We start from the raw sequence: 26545 nt of genomic DNA on the forward strand, positions 1-26545 counted from the left end.
ACGCCCTTACCTTTCCGCGATTGCACACGAGGAGAGACATGACGACCACCCCTCCCAGGACAGCCCTGATCACCGGAGGTGCCAGCGGTCTGGGCGCGGCCGCGGCCGAAAGGCTACGCGGCGACGGCGTCAAGGTGACCACGCTCGATCTGGCCGGTGCGGACGTGGCGGCCGATGTGACGGACGCGGCGGAACTGAGTCGCCTGGCCGCCGAGATAGGACCCTTGGACATCCTGGTGAACTCGGCCGGCATCGTCGGACCGAACGCACCGCTTCTGCAGACCACGCCTGAACAATGGCGACAGGTCCTCGACGTCAATGTCCTCGGGACCGTCAACGCCATGCGGGCCTTCGTGCCCGGAATGCGGGAGCGCGGCTGGGGCCGCGTCGTCAACTTCGCCAGCATGGCCGGGAAGGACGGCAACCCCAACCTGTCGGTCTACTCGGCGTCCAAGGCCGCCGTGATCGCCCTGACCAAGTCCGCGGGTAAGGAACTCGCCACCAGCGGAGTTCTCGTGAACGTCATCACGCCTGCCGTCATCGCGACCCCCATGAACGACTCCACCGCCCCCGACGTCCTGGACCACATCACCGGGCTCATCCCGATGAGGCGCATCGGTCGCCCAGAGGAAGTGGCTGAACTCGTCGCCTTCCTCGCGTCGGACCGCGTGAGTTTCTCCACCGGTGCGGTCTACGACATCAGTGGTGGCAGGGCGACCTACTGACGTCTGAGTGCGGGCGGGACCGGCACCGCGGGCGGGGCCGGTCCCTGCACTCGTCACCTGACGTTGCGCACCCGGAGGATGGCGGCGGCACCGATGAGGGCCGCGATCAGCGAGAGTACCCAGACACTGCCGTATCCGCCGGTGAGCACAACCAGTTGGCCCGCGACAACGGGACCGACCGCCTGGCCGAGGTTGATGCCCGTGGCGCCGACACCGAGGTCGCGGCCGGCTGCCTCTCGGTCGGGCAGCACCTCGATCAGCAGGGCCCGGTCCACGGCCAGGTAGCACCCCGCGCCCAGGCCGCCAAGGATGTTCTGCACGAACATGGCGGGCAGGGTCGGCCAGGCCAGAGGTACGGCCATGGAAACGGCGAACAGAGCCGAGGCGCCGATCACGAAGGGCTTGCGTCGTCCCATCCGGTCGGACCACCTGCCGGTAACGAGCATGGAGATGACCGTGCCGGGAATGATGGCGATCGTCATGAGCGGGATGAGACGGGTGGCCTCCGCCGTGCTCAGGGCAGGACGGATGTAGCTCTGGAGCATGTAGAGGTTGAAGGCGTTGGATGCTCCGTAGCTCAGCATCACCATCAGGCCTGCGAACCACACCCAGCGGAAGTCGGACGACCGCAGCGGGATGAGATACGACTTCAGCAGGTCCGTCCAGTTGGCTTCGGGCACCTGGAGGTCGGTCGAGGAACGATCCCTGGCGACCAGCACGAACAGCAGACCCGTCACGGCGAGAGCCAGGGCGAACGGGTAGTAGGTGTCCAGGCCCATCGAGTCGAACAGGGCGCCGGCAGCCACGGCGCCCACGAGCACTCCCAGCAGGGTCCCGATGCCGGAGAGCGCGGACGCGGTACCGAGCTTGTTCTCCGGAATCCGGTCGGGAACGGTCGTGTTCAGTGAGCCCTGGGCCGCGTTCATCATGAGTTGGACGAGCGCCCAGAAGGCGATGAGAAGGCCGATTCCGGCCGAGTAGCGCACCGCGAGCATCAGCGCGGCGCCGAGCACCGCTCCGGCGGCGATCCACGGGGCGCGACGGCCCCATCGGGAGCGGGTACGGTCCGACAGCAGGCCGACGACGGGCTGAACGATCATCATGGCGATCGCGCCCACTCCGGTGACGATCGACAAGTGACTGGCCCGCGCCGCTTCGTAGGAGTCGAGCAGGTCGAGCTGGTGCTGCTGGTGCGCCGTGGCCGTCGTGGTTCCCGCCTCGATGGCGGCCTTGAGGTCGGTCAGGTGCTGCAGATTCGCGCTCGCGTCCGTCCCGGTGAACCAGTGGGCGAACTCGATGTCCTGGACCTGGAGCGGCAGCAGAATGCCTCCGATACCTCCGTTCACCGCGGTGATCGCGGCCATAGCCAGGATGTACACGATGAGGTAGCGGCGCAGTGGTGGTCCGCCGAGATAGATCATCGACGTTCCGGGCGCCGAGGGTTCGGAGACGTGGGACGGGGCCGGTTGTACTGCGGTCATGGAGTGGACTCCGCTGGGGTGTGCTGAAGGGGCGACGGATGGCCGGCAGGAGGGGCGTGCCGGGGCCCGGCACGAGTCAGCTGGGGGCCGACCCGTGTCGATGACCCCGGAGAACCGGTGTCCATGGCTACGTCCGTGCGTGGCAGGCCGGCTTCACAGCCCGGCGGGGCAAGCCGGCAGTCTTCACCGCTCGTTCCAGGTCGGACGCGGTTCTGGCAGCGGGTGAGTGGCATTTGCAGGCCGCTCACACCCACTACTGAAACGTAAAAGTGAAACGTGTGAGCAACGTAGCCGGAGATGGTCGTGCGGACAAGGGGTCGCTCGGAGCGACTGTGCTCGGGTGCGGATGTGACTTACTCAAGGGCGGTCGTACATGGCGGCGATGTCGTCCTCGTAGGCACGGGCGACAAGGGCGCGTTTGACCTTCAGGCTCGGGGTCAGTTCGCCGTGCTCCACGTCGAGGTCGCGCGACAGCAGTGTGAACTTCTTGATGGTCTGCCAGCGTTGGAGCCGCTCGTTGAGCGTCCGCACGTAACTGTCGATGAGCTGGTACGTGGCGGGGGCGTTGACGATCTGTGCGTAGTCGCCTGGGATGCCGTGGCCGGCCGCCCAGGGCAGGAGTACGGAGGCGTCGAGGGTGATCAGGGCCGTGCAGTAGTTGCGCCGGTCACCGATGACGATCACGTTACTGATGAAGGGGCAGAGCGCCTTGAATCGGCCTTCGACCTCGCTCGGGGCGATGTACTTCCCTCCGGAGGTCTTGAACAGGTCTTTCTTCCGGTCGGTGATACGCAGATATCCGTCGGAGTCGAGTGTGCCGATGTCGCCGGTCCGGAACCAGCCGTCGGCGTCGAGGACTTCGGCGGTCTGCTCCGGCAGGTGGTGATAGCCGCGCATCACGCTCGGCCCACGCAGCAGGATCTCGCCGTCGTCGGCGACACGTATCTCGGTGCCCGGGTACGGGGTGCCGACGGTTCCTACGCGCACGGCGTCCGGTCGGTTGACCGTCGAGCCGGCTGCGGTCTCGGTGAGCCCGTAGCCCTCCAGCACCGGCACACCGGCATCGACGAAGAAGGAGGTGATCCCGGGGTCGAGCGCCGCGCTGCCGGAGACCGCGATCCGCAGCCGCCCGCCGAAGGCCGCGCGGACCAGCTGGGGGGCGGGGGCTTCGGCACTCCGGACGGTCTGGGAGACGATGGCTGCGTAGATCTTCTCGAAGATGCGCGGAACGGCCGCCATCACTGTCGGCCGGACCGTTTGTAGATTCTCGATGACCTTGTCGACGCGACCGTCGACAGCCATCACATGGCCGGTTGCGATCTGCCCGCAGATGAGGGTCTTACCGAAGACGTGGGAGAGCGGGAGCCAGAGGTAGTGGACGTCGTCGGGGCGTAGCAGCCCCGTGATCACAGGGGCCGCGCTCTGATAGGACCAGCAGTCGTGGGAGAGGCGCACTCCCTTGGGGCGTCCGGTCGTTCCAGAGGTATAGATCAACGTGGCGATCTGGTCCGAGTCGAGGCTGTCGACCGACTTCCGTACGACGTCCGGCTGGTCGCGTAGGTGAGCGGTGCCGCGTTGTTCCAGTTCGGACAGGGGCAGGATCGTGAAGCGGTCGGACGGGATCTCCTCCGTCGCGTCGAACGTGATCACGGTCGTCAGGTCGGGTAGCCGATCCTGCTCCGCGAGGACCTTTCTGACCTGTGTGGCGTCCTCGGCGAACAGGATTCGGCTCGACGAGTCGGCCAGGATGAAGGCCGTCTCGTCCGCCTCCGTGCTGGGGTAGACCGTCGTGGTGGTCATGCCCGCGCACATGACGGCCAGATCCGCCAGGATCCACTCGATCCGAGTGCTCGACGCGATGGCGACACGCTCGGAAGGATCGACGCCGAGTGACAGCAGTCCCGCGGCGAGCGCCGTGACGCGCTCCGCGGTGCCGGCCCAGCTCAGCTCACCCCACTCTGCTTCATCAGCGGTGGGGAAGCGGTACGCGGGGGTGTCCGGGGTCGCCCGAACGCGGTCGAGGAAGAGGTGCGCGACGGTCGGCGGGCGCTGGTCGAGCGTCAGGGGCAGAGAAGTCATCGAGGCCTCCGGATGAGGGAGAGATGCGCGGGGCGTCAGCAGGCAGACGGTTCAGCCGTCGGTGGCACTGAGCGCGGGGCGCGGGAGATTGCCGGGCTCGGAGCTCTTGTGCGGTGCTTGTATGGCCGTTACGTTACTCATACGTTTCACTTGTTCGTATCAGTTGTGACGGTCATCACTCAACTCCTCTTTGCGTGGCTCGCATTTGCGCCGAACCGGGTGTCGGGGTGATGCGGTCGGGCCTGAGAGGCTCCGTGTGATCCGCTCGTCAAGTCAGCTCTTTGCTGCCTGTCTGAATCGTTTCAAGTCTGGCGGTGGGATAGCGCCGCCCCGACAGGGTCATTGAGTCGCCGACGGCGAGGTGGTCGTGACGTCGGCCGAGAAAGCCCTTCAGTACCGCACCGAACAGGATCGACATGACTTCCGAGCAGCTCGCGAACCTCAGCATCGCCGAACAGGCGTCCCTCACCTCGGGCGGCACGGCCTGGTCCACCGCCCCCGTACGCGACATCGCGCGTTCCCTCAACGTCTCGGACGGACCTCACGGGCTTCGGCGTACCGCTGAGAACGGCAGCGTGTTCGCGCCCAGCGTCCCGGCGACCTGCTATCCGCCCGCGGTCACCATGGGCTCCACCTGGGATCCTGATCTGGTCCGCGGGATCGGCGCCGCGGTGGCCCGGGAAGCGTGCGCGCTCAAGGTCGACGTGGTTCTCGGTCCGGGTGTCAACATCAAGCGCAGTCCGCTGTGCGGGCGCAACTTCGAGTACTTCTCGGAGGATCCGCACGTCAGCGGCGTCATGGGGGCTGCTGTCGTCGACGGGATCCAGTCTCTGGGCGTCGGTGCGTGCCTGAAGCACTTCGCCGTCAACAACCAGGAGACCGACCGGATGCGGGTCAGTGCCGTCGTCGACGAACGCACCCTGCGCGAGCTGTACCTGCCCGCGTTCGAGCACATTGTGCGCGAGGCGAAGCCGTACGCCGTGATGAGTTCCTACAACCGCGTCAACGGCGTGTACGCCAGTGAGAACCCCTGGCTGCTCACCCAGGTGCTGCGCGAGGAGTGGGGCTTCGACGGACTGGTGATGTCCGACTGGGGGGCCGTCAACGACCGGGTCGCCTCCCTGGCGGCGGGACTCGACCTGCAGATGCCGCCGAACGGTACCGACGACCAGATCACGGCAGCCGTCGAGGGCGGGCACCTCGACCGGGAGGCCGTGGCCACGGCGGCCGGACGTCTGCTGAAGCTCCAGGAACGGGTCGACCGGGCCCCGCACCTCGACCAATGGGACGTGAACGCCCACCACGAGCTGGCCCGCGAGGCCGCGCGCGCGGGAGCGGTGCTGCTCAAGAACAACGGCGGCCTGCTGCCGATCGACCCCTCCGCGCGCCTCAAGGTGGCCGTCATCGGCGAGTTCGCCCGTACCCCGCGCTATCAGGGGCAGGGTAGTTCCCGAGTCGTGCCCACGCGCCTCGACACCGCTTGGGAGGCGCTGCGGCAGGCAGCGGGACCGGAACTGGACCTTACTTTTGCGCCCGGGTTCCTCCTCGACGGTGCCGACGCTCCTGCGCTGGTGGAGGAGGCAGTGGTCCTTGCGGCCGACGCCGACATCGTCCTGCTCTTCCTCGGCCTGCCGGACGCCGCGGAGACCGAGGGGCAGGACCGCACGCACATTCAGCTCCCCTCCCAGCAGGTCGAGGTGGTACACGCAGTGGCTGCTGCCTGCTCGCAGGTCGCCGTCGTGCTGTCGAACGGATCGACCGTGTCGGTGAGCGAGTGGCAGGACGATGCCGCGGCCGTACTGGAGACCTGGCTCGGTGGTCAGGCAGGCGGTTCGGCCGTTGCCGACCTCGTGTTCGGTGCTCACAGTCCGTCGGGCAAGCTGACGGAGTCCATTCCGCTGCGCCTCCAGGACGTGCCGTCCTACCTGTACTTCCCCGGTCAGGACGGGCACACGGTGCACGGCGAGGGCCGCTATGTCGGCTACCGGCACTACGACACCCTGGACGTGCCGGTCTCCTACCCCTTCGGGCACGGGCTGAGCTACACCACCTTCGCCTACAGCGACCTCGTCGTCGAAGAGACCGGCGCCAACGCGTGGACGGTTCGTGCCACCGTCGCCAACACAGGCACTCGGTTCGGTGAGGAGGTCGTTCAGCTCTACGTCGCCTTTGACGAGCGGCACCCCACTCGACCGCGTCACGAGTTGCGAGGCTTCGCCAAACTGGCGCTGGCTCCCGGAAGCTCTGGACAGGTAGAGCTCTCCCTTTCCGGCCGGGACCTGGCACGGTATTCGCCCCAACTGGGCGACTGGCGTGTCGATCCAGGGGCCTTCTCGGTCGAGGTCGGTGCTTCCTCGCGCGATATCCGACTGCGCGCCGAGCTGTACACACCTGGCGACGGCCGCGCCGAGCGGCTCACCGAGCAGTCCTCCCTGGGGGAGTGGCTGGACCACCCCGTCGGCGGCAAGCTTCTGCGCGAGCGACTCGCCGAACGCCCCGGCGCCGTCCACCCGGACGAAGTCGACCCGATGTCGTTGGCCGCGGCCATCCAGATCCCGCTCGTCAAGTTCAACGGCCCCACCCTCGGGCTCGACATGGATGCCATCAGGACGCTCGTCGCCGCTGCGGAAACAGAGGGCGGCGCCACCGGATGAGTATGTCGCACCACCGCATCCCTCAAGCTTCGTGTCGCCGTTGGAGGCGTAGATGACCACGTTCCCCCGCCATGAATACGACCCGGAGATCGGTCGCCGTGTCGCGGAACTCAACGGGAAGCCGGCGGACAGCCGCAGCATCGCCGACTACGAGGCTCTCGGCGCGCCGCTCGGCCCTGTCGAGTCCTGGGACCTCGACGTCAAGGACCGTACGATCCCGGGCCCAGGCCCGGAGATCCCGGTGCGTGTCTACCGCCCGACCGGTCCGGCGCCCGCCCCACGCCCGTGCCTGGTCTGGTTGCACGGTGGCGCCTGGGTCGGCGGTGACCTGGACATGCCGGAGGCGCATGAGACCGCTCGGGGCATTACCGGGCGGGCCGACGCGGTCGTGGTCTCCGTCGACTACCGCCTGTGCAGTGACGAGGTGCACTTCCCCGCACCCCACGATGACGTCGTCGCCGCCTATCGCTGGGTGCGCGACAACGCCGGTGACCTCGGCATCGATCCGGACCGCATCGCTGTCGGGGGCGCGAGCGCAGGCGGCAATCTCGCGGCGGGCGCCGCGCTGCGCCTGCGGGACGAGGGCGAAACCCCCTGGCAGGCGCTGCTGCTGTATCCGCTGGTCCATGCGCCCATCCCCGCCCCGTCGGACGAGCTGGCCGCCGCTCTGACGCAGGTACCGGGCCCGTTGCTCATGGTCAACGAGCAGTTGGACATGGTGTCCGGTCTCATGCTGGGCGGTGACCCGATCGAGTCGGCGTCGGTGTACGTGTTTTCGGGGCATGCCGAGGACCTGACCGGCTTTCCGCCCACCTACATCGACAACGACGAGTTCGACAGCCTGCGCAGTAGCGGCGAACTCTTCACCGAGCAGCTCCGTGCCGCGGGCGTCGACGTCGAGCAGGTGCTTTCGGCCGGCGTCCTGCACGGCCATCTCAACATCGTCGGCCTCGACGCCGCGCACACCACGCTCGACCGGATGGCAGCTCGCCTGCTCAGGGGCTGAAGCAGTGACGTCCACCACGCAACACCACGCAACTACCCCCTGGCGAAGGGAAGACCAGTGAGCAGTTCCGACACGGCAGCCGCGGGGCGGGAAGACCGCGCACCGCGATCCGACGTGGACCTCCCGTCCGATCTGGGAGGCCGTTTCGATGAGTCCTTCCGGCTTGTGGTGGAGGCGTTCGCAGACACCGTTGCCGAGCCCGAATCGTCCGGCGCGGCACTGGCGATCCGGCATCGTGGCTCCGAGGTGGTCAACGTGTGGCGGGGAGTCGCGGACGCCCGGGACGGGCGGGAGTGGGACGAGCGGACGCCGAGTGTCCTCTTCTCCTCCACCAAGGGGCTCGCGTCGCTCACCGTGGCATGGCTGGTCGAGCAGGGCCGCATCGATCTGGAGACGCCGGTCGCGGAGTACTGGCCGGAGTTCGGCGTGCATGACAAGCAGGCCCTGACCGTCGGTGACCTGCTCGCACACCGGGCGGGCCTGTACTCGCCGGACGAGGACATCACGCTGGACGAGGTTCTGGACGGCCGGGCTTTCGCGGCTCGGCTGGCCGCGCAGAAGCCTCGCTGGATCCCGGGCGAAGCACACCTCTACCACGGCGTCACATGGGGCCCGTTGGTCCGGGAGACCGTCCTGCGGGCGACCGGCCTCGATCTCCCCGAGGTCTTCCGGGAGATGACCGGCACCGAGTCGCCCGCCGATATCGCCCTGCAGGCGACGGATGCCGAGATCGCCCGCGTCACCCATCTGCGCACCTCGCCGGAGCACGACGTCATGGGCGCCAAGATGGCGGAGATGTTTGCGGGCGACGCCGGCGCGCTGCGCTTCTTCACCACGGGGGGCGCCTTCCCACTGGGCTACGTCACCGAGGACGGAGGCCTCAACGACCCCCGCGTACAGAAAGCGGGCCTGGTCAGCGCCACAGGCATCGGTACGACGGCGGCACTCGCCCGCGTCTGGTCGTCGGCGATCACACCGACCGACGGGCAGCAGCGCCTGCTGTCGGACCGCGGTGTCGCACTCCTCACGCGGGAGCGGAGCGGCGGCCCCGGAGCCTTCGACGCGAACAACGCCGGCCCCTTCCACCGATGGGGCGCCGGAGTACAGCTGTTCTCCGATGCGCTGCCGCTGCTCACCAAGGACTCGTTCGGCCACGACGGAGCCGGCGGCCAGGCCGGGTTCGCGGACCCACGGCACCAGATCGGCTTCGGCTATCTCACCAACCGCATGGAAGTCGCGAGCAACGTGCCACGCGTCGTTGCCGCGCTGAGCGAAGTGCTCAGCGACCTGCCGACGGACGCCCCGCAGTAACAGCGCCCGGCAACCCACCACCGCACCCCAGGAGAAGGACCACCACCGTGCTGGAACACGCCACCATGATCACCGCTGAAGCGGACCGCGGCGCGGCCGTCGTACTCGGCGCGACGCTCACGCTCGACCAACCCGTGGCGGAGGTGACGAGGGCCGTTCTGCGTGCCACGGCCCACGGTGTGTACGAGGCGCGCGTCAACGGCCGTGCCGTGAGCGAGGACGTTCTCGCGCCCGGCTGGAGCTCGTACGAGTGGCGGCTGCAGGTCCAGGAGTACGACGTCACCGCGCTCCTCACCGACCGCACCGACACCGTAGAAGTCGAGGTCCTTCTCGGAAACGGCTGGTGGCGCGGGGGGCTCGGTTTCACCGGCCTGAAGCTGGACTACGACTCCGCCCTCGGCTTCATCGGCGAACTGCAGGTGACGTACCGGGACGGCGGCGCCCAACTGCTGACGACGGGCCCGCACTGGAACGCCCGACTGTCGTCCGTCGTCGAGAACAGCCTCTACGACGGTGTACGCATCGTCGCCGGAGCGGCGAAGGGTCCCCATCTGGACGTCACCACGGTCGCGTTCGACCGCTCGGTCCTGGTCCCCCAGGTCAAGCCCGCCATCCGACGGCACGAGACGGTGCGTCCGGAACGGATCTGGACCTCGGCCGGCGGGAAGACTCTCGTGGACTTCGGCCAGAACCTGGTCGGCTGGGTCCGGCTGCGCGCGTCGGGTCCGGCCGGCACGGAGATCACCGTCCGCCACGCCGAAGTCCTCGAACACGGTGAACTGGCCACACGGCCGCTGCGCGGAGCCCGGGCCACCGACACGTTCGTGCTGTCCGGGGGCGACGATGTCTTCGAACCCACCCTCACCTTTCACGGCTTCCGCTACGCCGAGATTGCCGGCCACCCGGGTCCGCTCACCCCCGACACCCTCGAAGCCGTGGTGGTCCACTCCGACATGCCGCGCACGGGCACCTTCGAGTGCTCGAATCCGCTGGTCAACCGGCTTGTCGAGAACTCGCTGTGGGGGCAGAAGGGCAACTTCCTCGACCTGCCCACCGACTGTCCACAGCGTGACGAGCGCCTGGGCTGGACCGGCGACATCGCGGCCTACGCCGCCACCGCCTGCTACCAGTTCGACTGCGCGGACGTCCTGCACGGCTGGCTGCTCGACCTCGCCGCGGAGACCGAGTACGGCGGACACGTCCCGTTCGTGGTGCCCAACGTGTTGAAGTTCATCCCGAGCGAGGCACGTGCCAAAGTCGCCCACATGCTCGTCCCGACCGCGATCTGGGGCGACGCCGCCGCATGGGTGCCCGAGGCTCTGTGGTGGGCCTACGGCGACCGGGACCGCCTTGCAGCGCACTACCCGGCCATGGTTCGGCACCTCGCCTCGGTCGAGGTCCGCATCTCGCCTTCGGGCCTGTGGGACGAGGGCTTCCAGTTCGGAGACTGGCTCGATCCCACGGCCCCCGCCGACCGGCCGTGGGAGTCGAAGGCTGACGGCGGCGTCGTCGCGACCGCCTGCCTGTACCGCAGCGCGTCCTTCGCCGCCGATGCCGCGGGCGAGTTGGGTAGGCCGGAGGAAGCCCGGCGCTGGCGGGACCTGGCCGACCGCACCCGCGAGGCGTTCCTCAAGCACTACGTACACGACGACGGCACGATCCTCTCCGACGCGCAGACCGTGTACGCCCTGGCGATCCATTTCGGTCTGCTCGAAGGAGACCAGCGGCAGGCGGCCGGCGACCGGCTCGCTGTCCTCGTCGCTGAGGCCGGGCACCGAGTCGCGACCGGCTTCGCGGGGACTCCCTTCCTCACCTGGGCACTGGCCGACACCGGGCACATCGACGACGCGTACCGCCTGCTTCTCCAGGAGGAGGGGCCGTCCTGGCTGCACACCGTGACGCTGGGCGCCACCACCATCTGGGAGCGGTGGGACTCGATGCTGCCCGACGGAACGGTCAATGCCGGTGAGATGACGAGCTTCAATCACTACGCCCTCGGCGCGGTCGTCGACTGGCTCTACAAGACGGTCGCCGGTATCCGCCCTGCCGAGCCCGGATACACCCGACTCCTGCTCCAGCCGACCCCCGGCCCCGGCCTCGACTGGGCACGGGGTGCACTCGACACGCCTCACGGACGCGTCGAGTGCGGATGGCGGCGCGAGGAGGGCAACGACGGGGCGATCCATGTCGACGTCCGTGTTCCGGAGGGGATCGAGGCGGACGTGGTGCTGGCCGACGGCTCCCGCCGCACGGTGACCGGCGGGACTCACAGCTTCCGTACCACGGTCTGCCCTTCCCTGCAGGTACGGACGATCAGCTGAGCCGCGTGGCAAACCCGGAAGGACATCAGAACCAATGAAGCGCACCTCTTTCAACGCGGGCTGGGAGTTCCGGCCGAAGGTGAACCAGTTCGCTGAGGTGGCCGGTCGCACCACCCGCCACCGAGCGGTGACCGTGCCGCACGACGCCATGCTGGACCGTGGTCGTGACGCGTCCGAGGAAGCGGCCGGTGCCTACTTCCGCGGTGGCGCCTACGAGTACCGCAAGAAGTTCCAGGTAGCCACCGAGGACGAGGGCAAACGCCTCCTCGTCGAGTTCGAGGGTGTCTACCGCGATGCCATGGTGTACGTCAACGGTGCCTACGTGACGCAATGCCCGTATGGTTACACGCAGTTCCGCGCCGATATCACCCCGTACCTGCGCTACGGAGCCGACAACGAGATCCGCGTCGAGGCCCGCACCCATCAGGACTCGCGCTGGTACACCGGCGCCGGTATCTACCGGGACACATGGCTGCTCACGGGCGGCCCCGTGCGGATCGCCCCCGAGGGCATTCGCGTCACCACTCTGGAGGTCGACAAGAAGCGGGCGGTCGTCGAGGTCGCCGTCCGGGTGGAGAGCGACGAGCGCGTCCTGCGCACCGTACGGCTCGCCGTGGAGGTGACCGACCCCGAGGGGCGCGTCGTCGCGCAGGGTGCAGCTCCGGTCACCGTCGAACCCGGGCAGTGCGCGACTGCGCGTCAACGTCTGTACGTTCGTGAACCCGCCCGGTGGAGTCCGAACCGGCCGGCTCTTCACACCGCGACCGTCACCCTCGAGGACGAGTTGGACGCCGAGACTGTCCCCTTCGGCATCCGCACCCTCCGACTCGACCCCGACCACGGACTGCGCATCAACGACGACCCGGTGAAGCTGCGCGGCGCCTGTGTGCACCACGACAACGGAGTCCTCGGTGCGGCCACCTACGCGCGCGCTGAGGAACGCCGCATCGAACTGCTCAAGGACGCCGGCTTCAACGCCGTCCGGATGTCCCACCAGCCTATGAGCCGCGCCATGTTGGAGGCCTGCGACCGGATCGGCATGCTCGTCGTCGACGAGACCTTCGACATGTGGACCTCCGGGAAGTCCGCCTTCGACTACAGCCTGCACTTCGCCGAATGGTGGGAACGCGACCTCGAGGCGATGGTGGCCAAGGACTACAACCATCCCAGCGTCATCCTGTACTCGATCGGAAACGAGATTCCCGAGACAGGATCACCCTCCGGTGCCGTTTGGGGGCGCCGCCTCGCGGAGAAGGTCCGAGCCCTCGACCCGACCCGCTACGTCACCAACGGCGTCAACACGGCCCTCGCCGTCATGGCCGATCTCGCCGCCATGAGAGAGAAGGAGGAGGCCGGGCGGACCGACGAGGACGGGACGGGCATCAACACCTTCATGGCGGACCCCGCCGCCCGTCTGGAAGCCCTCGCCGTCTCCGACCTGGTCACCCACAAGACAGCGGAGTCCTTCGCCGTCCTCGACGTCGCAGGCATGAACTACGCCGAAGCCCGCTACGACATCGACCGCAGGCTCTTCCCCGGCCGCATCATCCTCGGCACCGAGACGTTCCCCACGCACATAGACCGCATCTGGCGCCTGGTCCAGGAGCACAGTCACGTCATCGGCGACTTCACCTGGACCGGCTGGGACTACCTCGGAGAAGTCGGTATCGGCCGGCCGCGGTACGTCACCCCCGGCACCTTCCAGCCGGAACTCGTGGCACAGTACCCACACCTGACCGCCGACTGCGGCGACCTCGACATCACGGGTCACCGCCGCCCCGCCTCCTACTACCGCGAGATTGTGTTCGGGCTGCGGAGTGACCCGTACATAGCTGTACGGCGGCCGGAGCACAGGGACAAGCCGTTCGCCGGGACGCCCTGGGCCTGGAGCGACAGCATTTCGTCCTGGACCTGGCCGGACGCCGAGGGCTCGACGGTCACCGTGGAGGTCTACGGCGCGGGCGACGAGGTCGAGGTGCTCCTCAACGGCCGCCGACAAGGTCGTCAGCCGTTGAAGAACTTCCGCGCCGACTTCGATGTCTGCTTCGAGAAGGGTGAGCTGCTGGCGATCGCCTACACCGGAGGTGTGGAGACCGGCCGGTACGCGGTGCGTACGGCCGAAGGCGTGCGCCGTCTTCGGACGGAGGCGGACCGGAGCGTGATCGCGGTCACTGGAGGTGACCTCGCCTTCGTCTCGCTCACCCTGACCGACGAGGACGGCACATGCCATCCGGCATCCGACCGCCCGGTACGTCTGGAGGTCACCGGAGACGGTGTCCTCGCGGGCTTCGGAAGCGCGCGTCCCTCCACCGAGGAACGCTTCGACGGCCCCGACCACCAGACCTACGAAGGCCGTGCCCTCGCGATCCTGCGCCCCTCCGGCCCCGGTGAGATCCGACTCGTCGCCTCGGCGCAGGACTGCCCGCCGGCGATGGTCACGGTGGTGGTCCGGGACGACGAGGATGCGCGAGCCGGCGGCTGACGGACAGCAGCCACCGGGCTGGCTCATCGGGGGAGCGCTTCGAAGTCGAGATTGTGGAAGGCGTTCCCCACGAAACGCTCGGCGACCTGGCGGGCCGCCTCCAGGTCACCGCAGTGGTCGATGGTGTGTTCGCACACCTGGAGAGCGACACCGACGCACGCCGCGGCCAAGGCGTCGGCCGCTGTCCCGAGGTCCGGTCCGAAGCTCTTCTGGCGCAGCTTGATGAGGTTCGTTAGCTGCTCGGTGACACCACTGACAACCTCCCGGCGCAGCGCCCCCTGCTGGTCGCCGGTCTTCTCGCCCCGGAAGAGCAGGTCGAAGCCCTCGACCCGCTCGGCGGCGAAACGGAAGAGCGGATCCATTCCGATCCGGGCCAGTTCGGAGAGGCGACGACCGCTGCCCTGCTCGTAGGCGTCGGCGATCCAGCCGTTGAATACCTCGGCCTCTCGCTGGACGACGAGTAGGTAGATCTGCTCCTTGTTCCCGAGCCGGGCGTAGAGGGTCGGCTTGGTCGTCCCGGCGCGCCGGGCGATGTCCGCCACCTGGGCGGCGGAGTACCCCTCGGCGTGGAAGACGGCACGTGCGGCGTCGAGAAGGTGGCCTTCCTCGAAGCGGCGACCGCTGAGACTGGTACTCGGGTGTTCGGGCACTGGGCAATTCTACGGAGTGAGTGAAGCGGCCCGTTCCGCCCGCGGGCGGAACGGGCCGGAGGTGTCAGTGGAGAGGGACGTCGGTCGGCAGGAACGATGCTCCCGCGTTCACGTGCACGGTCAGCCGTGTGCCGCGCGGGTGGAGGATGGCCTTACCGTGGCGATCGGTCGTGGCCCGGTCTCCGCCGACGGTGACGGTCGCTCCGCGCACAGGCCTGCGGTCGACGTCCTGCTGGTCGGCGCCGGCACCGTCGTAGGCGGACGTGACCTCGACGACGACACTCCCGCCGGAGCGCCGCGTCTGCACGTCCAGCTCTGTGGGACGCGGCAGCTTCTCGCGGATGTTCTCGCAGCGTTCGTCGGCCGGGTCGGGCCCGGTGACGGTGGTGCCGTCGTACTTCGCCGTCTGGGATCCGGTGACCGTGAACGGCCGGCTCTTCAGGTCCATCGTGATGTCGCCCTTGAGCGAACCCGTGTGCTCGCCCTGGAGCGTCAGATCGTTGAGCAGGCGCACCGTCGTGCCGCTGCGCTGGATTACCTGGGTGCCGTTGACGAAGGACTTGCCGTCGTCGGAGTAGTCGCTGTAGGTGGCCCGTGGTTCGGTCGGCGCGGGGCCACTGAGCTGGCCCGGATAGGTCACCGTCACCGTGCCCGACGCGAGGCCCTTGAGGGTGATGGTCGTGGCGGCGCCGAGTGCTCCGTGGTAGTCCTGCGGCGCCGGAGCCCAGTCGCCGGGAGCGGAGCTCGCGACCGGCTGAGGCCTGCTCGGTGCTCGGTCGAAGTGGGCGACGAGCAGGTGGGAGGCGGGTGTCAGCGTCGTGAGGCTCTGCGTGCTCAGCGCCACCGAGGTGCTGTCCGGGCTCCAGATGGGCCAGCCGTGCAACTGTGAGGTCTCACGGATGTCACCGCCGTCGTACGGGGCCATGACCTGCCCGACGAGCTTGCCGCCGCGGTCGCCGTCGGCGGGCAGCAGCGCGGAGGCGAACGGGATGCACGAGCGCAGCTCGGACGACGAGACCTGCGTGACGGCGGCTGCGCCGACCCATGCCGCGTCGAGGAAGCCACGGAAGGGCATCAGGCCCGCCCAGTCGAAGTAGTGCCGGCGCTGCGAGTCGATCCCGACGTACATCGACCTTCCGTCCGGCGACATGGCCATGTCCTCCTCCCATTCCGGATAGGCGGTCAGACGGGTGCGCTTGCCGGTCTTGAGATCCACCTTCCACAGATCGGGGTTGCCGGACGCGGTGCCGCCGACCTGGACATACACCATCGAACGCCCGTTGTCGGCGAAGGACTTGAGCTCAAAGAGGGCGGTGCTGTCCGACCAGGGGCGCGGATCGGGGTCGGTGGGAGACGCGGGTCCGGCCGGGTTGAGTGTCCGCGCGTCGGTGACCTGGTACTTGTCGCCCGTGAACTCCAGCTTGCCGATCATCATCGACAGCAGGCTGTCCGTGCGGAAGTCGGACCAGGCGACGTACTTGCCGTCGGGGGAGAGCTTCGGCGAGGTCGCCCCGCCTGTGTCGAACGAGGGCGTCGTGACCGCGCCGCCGGGCGGGATCACACCGCCCGCGGGTACGGTTCCCGAGGTGTCGATCTTGTACGTGGTGGCGGTCTTGCAGTTCAGCACGCTGGGTGCGCACTGCAGGACCCGCGGGTCGCCGTACGGGCCGTAGAACACCCGCTTGCCGTCCGGGAACGGTGCGATGAGGCCCGGCTGCTCGGCCTCGCCGACCAGCGGTTCCTCGGTGCCGCAGGAAAGACACCGCGCTCCCTTGCCGTCGGTGCCCACCACCCACAGGTGCAGCGGCCCGCGGTCCGGGTCCGGGTTCTGTGCGGGGTCCGCCTTGATGTTGCCGAAGAACAGCAGGTGCTTGCCGTCCTTGCTGTACGCCGGCGCGGCCGCGTTCTTCACCGTCGCCGGCAGCTTGATCTTCTGGAGCCGGACGGTCTCCCACGGCGGTGCTTGCGGTGTCGTGCCGGCTCTCGCCGCACCGGGCGGTGGCGCGGACGCCGGCGACGCCTGAGTGGGAGTGGCTGCGACCGCGACGAGTAGCAGCGGCAGACCGATCAGACCGACGCGCTTCGTCGTTCCGCGACGTAGGGATCTCGACATGGACACTCTCCTTCGAGTGGTGTGCGCGAGCGAGGTGGGTGTGCGGGAGCGCGTCAGGCCGGGTGACCGGCCAGCGCGCGCACCAGGTGGTCCGGCAGGACGCGGCTGTCTTCGTCCACTTCCGCGTAGAGCTCGGCGAAGCGGTGGGCATGAGAGGGAGAGCGGGTGCAGTACGCCCGCAGCCCGCGCTCGACGTCGAGGCGTTCGGCCGCAGGCCGGTCCAGGTGGGAATAGCCGGGGGCGAGCCACTCGGTACCGCGGTAGCGGTCGAGCAACTGGCCGAGTTTTGCGCGGGTGAGCTGCTCCACCCCCGTGCCCTGCGCCAGCGCCCGCCGAGCGAACGGTTCGTGATCTGGAGCGAGGGCGTGCCGCCAGTGGCCACCGAACTCGGCCGGCCCCTCGTCGACGACGGTGATCAGCCAGCTGGTGCCGTCGCCCAGCGTGTCGGGCAGTGGGAGCGGCGTCTCCGCCACGACCTGCGTGAGGTCGAGATCCTCCATGGCGGGGGCGCCCGGTGGCACGGGGACGACGCGGACGTCGGCGCGGTCGCCCAAGGCGTCCAGCAGCCGTACCGAGGCGTGTCCGGGGCGTGAGGCGGCGGCCACCGACGGAAGGCCCACGATGCCGCTGCCCACCTGGTCGAGTGGCACGAGGAAATCGGCCGTGCTGAAGACCGCAGCGACCGGGCAGGTTATCCGGTCGATGTGCTCGACCGGCGAGTGCGCGGACCATCCGGTTCCGGTCAGATCCTCGCCGTAGGCCGCTCGCAGCCCTTCCGCCATCGGCACGAAGACCGCCCGCAGCACCGGGACCGCCGGATGGTCCGGCGGTGGATCTGCCGTCACCGTGGGGAGCGTGGCGAACAGGTGGGCGCCCTGATGGGTCAGGTTGACGACCGGGACCGTGGTCGCGGCCACGGCCGCCGGGAAGGCCTCGGCGGCGGTCAGCAGCGCCGCGTACCCTCCGGCGCTGCCACCGGCATACACGATCGCGGCCGGGTCCACGAAGGGCATTCCCCGCACCAGATGGGCCAGGACGAAATCCGTGTTGGGACCCCGCACGAGAGGGTTGGCGCCCGGGAAGACAGAGTCCGGAGCGGGCTCACAAGGGGTCACCACGATCCAGCCGCGATGAACGCGGTCCAGGGCCATCGGCTCGGGAAGCTCGTAACCGCAGTTGAACCACACGGGGACAGGTGATGAAGGCTCTTCGAGAGCCGGCGGTACGAGGATCCTCGCGGTCGCCTCGTACGTTTCGCCGCGCAGATCCTCGGCGGTGAACCGCAAGTTGATCACCCCGACGTCGCTGCCGTCCGGCATCGGACGGTTCTCCGTCCGAACTTCCAGGATCCTCTCGGCGGGGTCGTCGGGACCGTCACCGACGAGGCGCTTCACCCAGGTTGCGTCGCTCACAGGTCTCCCTCCTCATAGGTGAATATGTGGGTGCCCCCACCGACCACGTGCTTGGAACCGTCCCGCAGGACCACATCGGCGTGTATCCCGTCCGGGACCACCGCGCGGACGTGGATCCGGTCGCCCTGCCGCTCCCAGCCGCACTCGACGGTGCCGCCGTTGGTGTCCAGCGACGCGCGCGCCCACTCCAGACCCGGGCCCGGCACGGGTTCGAGCCTGATCCGGCTGTAGCCGGGCTCGGCGGGGCGGATGCCGGCGACCACCTGGTACAGCCAGTCGGCGACCGCGCCGAGCGCGTAGTGATTGAAGCTGGTCATCTCGCCGCTGTTGACGGTGCCGTCGGGCAGCATCGAGTCCCACCGCTCCCAGATCGTGGTCGCGCCCATGGTGACCGGGTACAACCAGGACGGGCACTCGGTCTGCAGGAGCAGCCGGTAGGCGTCTTCCACATGCCCCGTCTCGGCCAGTGCCCAGGTGACGTACGGGGTCCCGATGAAGCCGGTGGTGACACGGTGGCCGCTCTCCCGGACGATCTCTGCCAGCCGGGCCCCGGCCGCGCGCCGCCGGGGATCGTCGAGGAGCCCGAAACGGATCGCCAGGGCGTACACGGTCGCGCAGTCGGACCGGATCCGCCCGTCCGGCGCCACGTAGTGCTCGCCGAAGGCGGTCCTGGTTCTCGCGGCCAACTCCGTCCACCTGCGGTGGTCCTCAGCGTAGCCGAGCACGTCCGCAGCCTCGGCGGCGAACTCCGCGGACCGCACGAGACACGCGGTGGCGACGACGCCCGGGTCGGCCTTCGCGTCCGAGGGACGGTCCGGCGCCGCGTCCGGGTCGAGCCAGTCGCCCCACTGGAAGCCCTGGTCCCACAGGCCGGTGACCGAGAGCGCGGCGACGACCGACTCCAGGTGCAGCACCATGCCGGGGTAGTGCGCGGCGAGCCGGTCGCGGTCACCGTAGGCATGCCACAGTGCCTGAGGGACCCACACCGCCGCGTCGGCCCACACCGCCGTCGGAACGCCGCGCATGGGAAGGTCGCCCGGACCGGGTGGCGGAGCGTACTTCAGCAAGTCCGGTACCACGGCGGGCACGGCCTTCGTGCCGCAGTGGCGCGTCTCGGTCTCCAGATCGAGGAGCCAGCCGTGCAAGAAGTCCGCGACATCGAACTGGAAGCACGCCGTGGGCGCGTACGCCGCGATGTCGCCGGTCCACCCCAGTCGCTCATCGCGCTGCGGGCAGTCCGTGGGCAGGGCGAGGAAGTTCCCCTTCTGCGAGTGTACGGAGTTCTCGACCAGCTGGTTCACCAGCGGCGAGGAGCAGGAGAAGTTCCCGGTGCGGCGGAGGTCGGAGTGGACGACCACGGCCTCCAGGTCGTCGGCTGTCAACTCTCCTGGGTATCCGCTCACTTCGACATAACGGAAGCCGTGGAAGGTGAAAGTCGGCTCGAAGGCGTCGTCCCCGCCCGACAGGACGAACGTGTCTGTCGCCTTCGCCGACCGCAGCGGCCGGACGGCCAACTCCCCTTCGGACAGCACCTCCGCATGGCGCAGGACGATCACTGTGCCGGCCGGTCCCCGCGCACGCATCCGCACCCAGCCGACCAGGTTCTGCCCGAAGTCGACGAGCGTCCCACCGGAAGGCAGCACGCTGAAACGGCGTGGCTTCAGGATCTCCTGACGGGTCACGCCCGGACTCACGCTGGCGACGAACCGTGACCGGTCGACGTCCACTCGCCGCACCGGCAGCGACAGTCGCGTCCCGCGCAACCGGGCGTCGATGCGCTGCCCGTCGTACAGGTTGTTCTCCACGGTGTCGGAAGCGTGCGCGTGCCAACGCTCGCCGGTACCCACTCGCTGTACGTGGCCGTCGGCGTACTGCACCTCCAGCTCGGCGATGAACCCCAGCTCGGGACCATAGTTGAGCCGCATGCCGGTGAAGCCGAGATCGCCCCGCCACCATCCGTTGCCGAGGCGCACCTCGATGGTGTTCTCCGGCTCCAGGAGATGGTCCACTCGGTCCTCGCTCACCGGAAGACGCCACTCGTACGACGACCAGCCGGGGGAGAGCAGTGCGTCTGACACCGGCCGGCCGTTGACGCGTGCCTCGTACACGCCGTGCGCGGTCGCGCGCAGGCGGGCGGAACGCACGTGGGCGGCGTCGCGGTCGAGCCGGAAGGAGTGGGTGAGGACGACTGCCGCCGACCGTTCGGCGTCGCACGTGATCATGTCGCTGGTATCAAGCACACGGCTTCCCTGAGGTGTTGTCGATGGTGGGCACCGCGCGCGCCATCACCAAGTGATGGCTGCCGGCGGGGAGCTGACGGCTGCCGCCGTCGGGGGCGACGAAGCGGATCGGTACGGGGCTGGACACCGTGGCCTTTTCACCGCGGATGTCGACCTCGACCGGTCCGTACGGTGTCGGTGCCGAGCCCGCGATGGAGCGGAGCGGCCCCGGCCGGGGTGCGATTCGCACCCGCTCGAATCCCGGCAGGTCCGGGGCGATGCCCAGCACGTGTACCACCAGGTCGCGGGTCGGCGTGCTGGACCAGCCGTGCACCGGCGTGCCCCAGCCCCAGCACTCGCCGAAGGTGTCGTAGCCGCCGTCAAGGAAGACCGACCAGTCGCGCACGAGGTCGACGATCCCGTCGGCGAGCCCCGCACGGGCCATGGCGTCGTGCAGGACGTAGCTGAAGAACGGCTGTGCCCGTACGACTTCCCGTTCGACGTCCCAGTCGATGCGTTGGATGCCGCGCCGCTGATCCTCTTCCTTCTGGATGTCGTAGCCCCCGTCACCGCCGATCCAGGACCGGGTGACGAGCGTGGACCGGTCCGTCATCGCCATGGCGATCGCGCGCCACCGCTCGCGCGGCGCGAGGCCGGACACGATCGCGGCGGCGTTCGCAGCCTGCGAGGCGGCCGGTCTGCGTTCACCGTCCACGAAGTGGTCGACGTACAGCCCCCGGCGCGCGTCCCAGAAGTCGTCGAAGGAGGCGACCACACCAGCGTGCAGCTCCCGGGCCCAGGTTGCGGAACCGGAGTTGCCCACCCAGTCGCACAACTCCGCGTACTCGATCAGACCGCGGGCCCACAGCGCGGACACTATCGAGGTGCGGCCGGTCGTGAAGACGCTGGACCAGTCCACCAGATTCCACTCCGGCAGATCGCTGAGCGTCCCGTGCTCGTCCAGGTGCTGCTCGTACCAGCGCAGCACCCGTTCCACGCTCGGCAGGTAGGCGGCGATGCGCTCGCGGTCGCCGGTGTAGCGGTAGAGGTTGTGCACGCCACGGACCCAGTGGAGCGACCAGTCGGGGATGGTGAACCCCTGGAACTTCTCGAAGTCACCGGCCACGCTCAGCGGCAGGATGCCGTCGGAACGCGGCGAGTTGGCGAGCTCCACGTAGTGCTGCGCCAGGCGCCAGTCCTCGTTCGTCGCCAGATGCACCATCTGGTGAACGACGCCGTCGCCGGTCCAGGCGCGCTGCTCGCGGGTCGGACAGTCCGTGTACGCGTCGAAGGAGTTCAGCTGTACCGTGCGGATGCCGGCTCGGTAGATCCGGTCGATCTCCTCGTCGTCGCTGCGGAAGTACGCCGACCCGGTGTGCGGGTAGACGTTCTCGCGCACCGAGACATCGACGATCGTCACCTCGGCCGCTTCAGGAGTGTGCACGGTGAGGTAGAGGTAGCGCAGCCCTGCCAGTTCCAGTGCCGCGTACACCGACCGGCCGCCAGGACTGATGTACCGCGCGCCGGCCGCATAATCGGACGTGGTCTCGACGATGCCGACGGACTTGGGCTTCTCACGGTATCCGAGCTCGAAGACGGTTCCGGTCGGGGCGTCCACGGCCAGTTCCACGAAGCCCGCGGTCATCGCGCCGAAGTCAATGACCGCATCGAGCGTCCGGTTCGCGTCGAGCGAGGCGGAGAGCGGCAGGCGGCTCTCGGCAGCAACCGGATCGCCGGGCGACTCCAGATGCTGCACCACGCGCGAGCCCGGATGCTCACTCGCCCACACGGGCTTCTGCCGGAGCCGGGCGTCCAGCACGGCGGCCGGGCGGATCGTGTCGCCCCCGAGTACGGCGATGGGGCGGGGGAGCAACTTCCCGTACGGGCTGACCGGCGGCCGGCTGCGTCCGAGTCCGCCCCAGTGCCGTGCCGCTAGGACCGTCGCCGTGGACCAGTGGCTGTCGTCGAAGCCGGGACGGGTCCACCCCGTCGGCAGTTCTCGGGCGTCCAGCACTTCGCAGGGCACTCCGAAGGTGCCCAGGGAGTGCCAGGCGGTGGAGCGGTGGACACGCCACGAGGCGTCGCTGACCAACTCGTCCGGCCCGCCCGGCAGACAGTCCAGAACGAGGCACGCGTCTCCGTTGATTCCGCCCTCGGGCGCTGCTGCGAACCACCACGAGGTGGCACTGCCGTAGTAGGTGACCAGCACGGCGACCACGTTCGGGCCGGTCTCCAGGAACGGCGCGATGTCGAACGTCTCGTACCGCCAGCGGCGGGGCTGGGCCCGCACGGGCCCGCGCCCGGCCTCCTTACCGTTGACCCACACGACGAACCGGCTGTCCGCAGTGAGCCGCAGGGGAACGGATGTCGGCACGGAACCGACGCGGAACTCCTTGCGGAAGAGCACGCGGGAGAACCCCCGCCCCGACAGCCCCCCGGAGACGCCGGGTACCGGCGCCTGCTCGGCTCCGATCCAGTGGCCCCGCCACGGCTGGTCGCGGTCGCGACCGGGCAGTCGTGTGCTCATGCCCCGGCCTCCAGCAGTTCTCGGCGCTTGCGCCGTCGGCGTGCCTGGACGTCGGGGTTCGGTACGGGTGTGGCCAATTGGAGCCTCTGAGTGTAGGGATGGGCAGGGCGGAGGGACACCTGCTCGCTGTCGCCGAGTTCGACGATCTCGCCGTTGTGCAGTACGGCGATGCGGTCGCTGATCTCCCGCACCACCCCCAGGTCGTGGCTGATGAACAGATAGGCCGCACCGGTGTCGCGCTGGATGTCACGGAGGAGGTCGAGCACCTTGGCCTGCGTCGTCAGGTCCAGTGCGCTGGTGGGCTCGTCACAGATGATCAGGCTCGGCCGCAGGGCCAGAGCCCGGGCGATGGCGATGCGTTGCCGCTGACCGCCGGAGAACTCGTGTGGATGGCGCGCCCCGGTGTCGTCGGGGAGGCCGACCTGGCGGAGCAGTTCCCGCACCCGCGTACGGCCGTCGCTCAGACCGGCCACGCGGAGCGGCTCCGTCAGGATGTCCTCGATCGTCATCGACGGATTGAGGGAGGAGTACGGGTCCTGGAAGACCACCTGGATGTCGCGGACGAGTTGACGCCGCCGGGACCGCGACAGACCGGTGATGTCCTGCCCGCGGAAGGTGATCGTCCCGCCCACGACCGGTGCGAGGCCCAGCAGTCCTCGCCCGATCGTGGTCTTTCCCGACCCGGACTCGCCGACGAGACCCATGGTCTCGCCCGGCGCGATGGAGAACGAGACTCCCTTGACGATGTCGACCCGCTTCCGGCGGCTGCCGTAGGCGATCTCCATGTCCCGCACGTCGACCACCGCGGGCGGCTCGGTCTCGGATGTCGGCTCAGCCATCGGTGGGCACCTCCTCCAGGTCCACGACCCGGGTCGAGGACAACAGTTCCTTCGTGTACGGGTGGCGCGGGTGGGAGAAGATGCTCCGCACGTCTCCCGACTCGACGATGCGCCCGTCCTTCATCACGCTGACGGTGTCGCACAGATCGGCGACGACACCGAAGTTGTGGGTCACGAGGAGCATCCCGAGGCCGCGTTCGTCGCGTAGCTCCCGCAGCAGGTCCAGGACCTCCGCCTGGACCGTGACGTCCAGGGCCGTGGTCGGTTCGTCGGCGATGATGACGTCCGGGCCGGCCGCGACCGCCCCGCAGATCAGGACACGCTGCGCCATCCCACCGGATATCTGATGCGGATACAGGCCGAAGACATGCTCCGGGTCCTTGATTCCGACGCGCGCGAGGAGAGCCAGCACCTCGCTCCTCGCCTCCGCGGCACTGAGGCGACGGACCGCGCGCAGACCCTGGACGAGTTGCGTGCCGACCGTGAAGCAGGGGTCCAGATTCGTCATCGGCTCCTGCGGGACGTACGCGACGCGTCGCCCACGGCTGCGGGCCTGCGCCGCCGGATCCGCCAGCAGATCCTCGCCGTCGAAGACGACAGAGCCTCCGATCAGGGCATGGGCGCTCAGGATGCCGAGCACCGAGAACGCGGTCTGGGTCTTACCGGATCCGGACTCACCGACCAGACCCCGGATCTCACCCGCGCGGATGTCGAGGTCGACGCCGTGCACCACCTCCGTCGTACCTTCGTCCGCCGTGGGATACGCCACCCGCAGGCCGCGCACGGACAGCAGGGCGTCGGTGGCCGGCAGCGGTCCGCCCTCCGGCGACTCCGTCTTCGGTCGCGCCGCGAATTCGGCGGCGAGTCGCGCCCGTCGGCGGCCCGGCATGGCGTGCTGCGCCGCACCCACCTGGAGCGCGTCGCGCAGCGCGTTGCCGAGCAGCACCAGGGCCAGACCCGTCAGGCTGATCAGCGTCGCGGGCCAGACAACGCTCCATCCGTTGGTGTAGATGTTCGCGAAGGCCTCTTGGAGCATCGCGCCCCAGGACGCCTTGGACGGATCACCGAGGCCGAGGAAGTCCACGGCGGCCTGGATCGCGATGCCTCCGCCGAGCACGAACGCACTCTGGATGATGACGGGCGCGCGCACGGCCCACAGAATGTGACGCCCGACGATCCGCGTGTCCGAAAGTCCCATGACCTTCGCGGCGTCCACATAGAGTTCGCCGCGAACGCCGAGGACCACGCCCCGCACGAGCCGGAAGTAGGACGGTGCCACCAGGACGCCGAACACCATCATGGCGGCGACGAGATTGGGCCCGGTGAGCGTGTACAGCGCGATCAGCATGACGATGCCCGGCAGCGTCATGATCAGGTCGGAGACCCAGTTGATGAGTGGGTCGGCCGCCCCCCGCCGGTATCCGGCGACGAGGCCGGCCGGAACACCCGCGACCAGCGCACTGCACAGGATGATGGCGCAGGCGAAGAACGTCCGCTGTGTGCCCCACATGAGACGGGACAGTATGTCCCGCCCCGATCCGTCGCCGCCGAGGAAGTGCCCAGGACTCAGGGGCGGCGCGTTCACGGCGTCGAGCAGTGTCGCGTTCGGTGCGTACGGCGCGAGCCACGGGCTGGAGAGACCGAACAGGATCGCGGCGCCCAGGAACACGAGACACGCCAGAGCCATCGGATTGTGCAGGAGGCGCCCCACCCAGGCGCTTCGACCACGTCCGGCCGGGGCCGGTTCGGCCGCTTCCCGGGGCGCCGCGACGGGCTGCGTCGTCATGACGCCCTCGCTTTCGGATTGAGTGCTGCGGTGAGCAGGTCGGTCAGCAGGTTCACGACCGTGACCAGGAGCACGGTGACGGCTACGCACCCCATGACCACCGGGACGTCGCTGCGGGCTGCCGAGTCGGCGACGAGTACACCCATGCCGGGCAGCGCGAAGACCTCTTCGATGATCACGACACCGCCGAGGAGTCCGATGGTCAGCAAGGAGAGGACGGTCAGCCCCGGCCCGCCCGCGTTCCGCAGGACGTGCCGATAGACGATCGCCCGCTCGGAGATACCCCTGGCCCGCAACGTGCGGACGAAGTCACGTTCGAGGACATCCTTGACGGCGCTGCGGAACTGGGCTGCCGCGCTCGCGATGGACCCGACGAGGATCGCGACCACGGGCAGGGTGACCGAGGCCGCCCATCTGCCGATTCCGGCGTCGGGGGAGACGTATCCGGTGGCGGGGAAGATCGGCAGAGCGACGGCGAAGGCGAAGACGAGACCGATCGCCACGATGAAGGAGGGGACTGCCCCGCCGATCACGGAGAGGAACTGGAGGAGCCGGTCCGGCCAGCCCCCGCGGACGGCGGAGGCAACTCCCATCCAGACACTGAGGACGATGGTGAGGGCCAGGCTGATGAGCATCAGCGCGAGCGTGACGGGGAACCTGATCTGCAGCGTGGACATGACCGGTTGCCCGGTGAAGAACGACTGCCCCAGATCACCGTGGAAGAGGCCGGCGAGCCAGTGCTGATACTGGTCCAGCATCGGCCGGTCCAGACCGAGTTGGACGACCTGGGCTTGCACGGCCTCGTCGGTCGCGCTCACCCCGACGATGTTGCGGGCGATGGCGACGGGTTTGGCGTACACCAGCGCGAAGGTCACGAAGGTGACGGCGAAGAATACCGCCGCGGCCCTGGCGACACGGATGCAGATGACTTTGACCATGA

General features: G+C 68.9%; 17 protein-coding genes. 6 read left to right on the plus strand and 11 right to left on the minus strand.

Annotated features, from left to right (window positions below):
- Nucleotides 1-38 precede the first annotated feature (38 nt).
- On the plus strand, nt 39-725 hold the full coding sequence (locus ACGFNN_RS22235; protein WP_362555814.1) for an SDR family NAD(P)-dependent oxidoreductase: 687 nt from the start codon (nt 39-41) through the stop codon (nt 723-725).
- Nucleotides 726-778: 53 nt separating this feature from the next.
- Here ACGFNN_RS22235 and ACGFNN_RS22240 read toward each other — a convergent pair whose 3' ends face one another.
- The 3 genes from ACGFNN_RS22240 to ACGFNN_RS22250 form a co-directional block, all read right to left on the minus strand.
- The gene (locus ACGFNN_RS22240) at nt 779-2206 is read right to left on the minus strand and encodes an MFS transporter (RefSeq protein ID WP_393558218.1); all 1428 of its coding nucleotides are present in this window, start codon (nt 2204-2206) and stop codon (nt 779-781) included.
- A 357-nt stretch (nt 2207-2563) separates the two neighbouring features.
- On the minus strand, nt 2564-4285 hold the full coding sequence (locus ACGFNN_RS22245; RefSeq protein WP_393558220.1) for an AMP-dependent synthetase/ligase: 1722 nt from the start codon (nt 4283-4285) through the stop codon (nt 2564-2566).
- A gap of 268 nt (nt 4286-4553) precedes the next feature.
- Nucleotides 4554-4703, minus strand: coding sequence for a hypothetical protein (locus ACGFNN_RS22250; protein WP_393558222.1), 150 nt, complete (start codon nt 4701-4703; stop codon nt 4554-4556).
- Here ACGFNN_RS22250 and ACGFNN_RS22255 point away from each other — a divergent pair.
- From ACGFNN_RS22255 to ACGFNN_RS22275, 5 genes are read left to right on the plus strand one after another with little or no spacing between them, the layout of a single operon-like run.
- Nucleotides 4702-6939 (plus strand): glycoside hydrolase family 3 C-terminal domain-containing protein, encoded by a 2238-nt coding sequence (locus ACGFNN_RS22255; protein WP_393558223.1) that lies wholly within the window; start codon nt 4702-4704, stop codon nt 6937-6939. The two genes, ACGFNN_RS22250 and ACGFNN_RS22255, sit on opposite strands and share 2 nt — an antisense overlap.
- Nucleotides 6940-6991: 52 nt before the next feature.
- A complete protein-coding gene (locus ACGFNN_RS22260) occupies nt 6992-7945 on the plus strand; it encodes an alpha/beta hydrolase fold domain-containing protein (RefSeq protein ID WP_393558225.1) in 954 nt (317 codons plus the stop codon).
- Between the two features lie 57 nt (nt 7946-8002).
- Nucleotides 8003-9256 (plus strand): serine hydrolase domain-containing protein, encoded by a 1254-nt coding sequence (locus ACGFNN_RS22265; protein WP_393558227.1) that lies wholly within the window; start codon nt 8003-8005, stop codon nt 9254-9256.
- A gap of 47 nt (nt 9257-9303) precedes the next feature.
- Nucleotides 9304-11577 carry a family 78 glycoside hydrolase catalytic domain gene (locus ACGFNN_RS22270; RefSeq protein ID WP_393558229.1) on the plus strand — a complete coding sequence of 758 codons (2274 nt, stop codon included), beginning with the start codon at nt 9304-9306 and terminating at the stop codon, nt 11575-11577.
- Nucleotides 11578-11611: 34 nt separating this feature from the next.
- The gene (locus tag ACGFNN_RS22275) at nt 11612-14059 is read left to right on the plus strand and encodes a glycoside hydrolase family 2 TIM barrel-domain containing protein (protein WP_393558231.1); all 2448 of its coding nucleotides are present in this window, start codon (nt 11612-11614) and stop codon (nt 14057-14059) included.
- Nucleotides 14060-14082: 23 nt separating this feature from the next.
- Here ACGFNN_RS22275 and ACGFNN_RS22280 read toward each other — a convergent pair whose 3' ends face one another.
- The 8 genes from ACGFNN_RS22280 to ACGFNN_RS22315 form a co-directional block, all read right to left on the minus strand.
- A complete protein-coding gene (locus ACGFNN_RS22280; protein ID WP_393558232.1) occupies nt 14083-14709 on the minus strand; it encodes a TetR/AcrR family transcriptional regulator in 627 nt (208 codons plus the stop codon).
- A gap of 64 nt (nt 14710-14773) precedes the next feature.
- Entirely contained in the window at nt 14774-16822 is a 2049-nt protein-coding gene (locus ACGFNN_RS22285) for a hypothetical protein (RefSeq protein WP_393558234.1), read from the minus strand.
- 53 nt (nt 16823-16875) lie between these two features.
- Nucleotides 16876-18234: a hypothetical protein gene (locus tag ACGFNN_RS22290; protein ID WP_393558236.1), complete on the minus strand. Its 1359-nt coding sequence runs from the start codon at nt 18232-18234 to the stop codon at nt 16876-16878.
- Nucleotides 18231-20474 carry a family 78 glycoside hydrolase catalytic domain gene (locus tag ACGFNN_RS22295; protein WP_393558238.1) on the minus strand — a complete coding sequence of 748 codons (2244 nt, stop codon included), beginning with the start codon at nt 20472-20474 and terminating at the stop codon, nt 18231-18233. The genes ACGFNN_RS22290 and ACGFNN_RS22295 overlap by 4 nt, the downstream gene beginning before the upstream one ends.
- Nucleotides 20467-22980, minus strand: coding sequence for a family 78 glycoside hydrolase catalytic domain (locus tag ACGFNN_RS22300; protein ID WP_393558240.1), 2514 nt, complete (start codon nt 22978-22980; stop codon nt 20467-20469). The genes ACGFNN_RS22295 and ACGFNN_RS22300 overlap by 8 nt, the downstream gene beginning before the upstream one ends.
- Entirely contained in the window at nt 22977-23819 is an 843-nt protein-coding gene (locus tag ACGFNN_RS22305) for an ATP-binding cassette domain-containing protein (RefSeq protein ID WP_393558242.1), read from the minus strand. The genes ACGFNN_RS22300 and ACGFNN_RS22305 overlap by 4 nt, the downstream gene beginning before the upstream one ends.
- Entirely contained in the window at nt 23812-25605 is a 1794-nt protein-coding gene (locus ACGFNN_RS22310) for a dipeptide/oligopeptide/nickel ABC transporter permease/ATP-binding protein (protein ID WP_393558244.1), read from the minus strand. The genes ACGFNN_RS22305 and ACGFNN_RS22310 overlap by 8 nt, the downstream gene beginning before the upstream one ends.
- Nucleotides 25602-26543, minus strand: a complete 942-nt coding sequence (locus tag ACGFNN_RS22315) for an ABC transporter permease (protein WP_393558246.1) — start codon at nt 26541-26543, stop codon at nt 25602-25604. The genes ACGFNN_RS22310 and ACGFNN_RS22315 overlap by 4 nt, the downstream gene beginning before the upstream one ends.
- Between the last annotated feature and the right edge of the window lie 2 nt (nt 26544-26545).

The sequence above is a fragment of the Streptomyces sp. NPDC048590 genome (assembly GCF_043199535.1).
Lineage (GTDB): Bacteria > Actinomycetota > Actinomycetes > Streptomycetales > Streptomycetaceae > Streptomyces.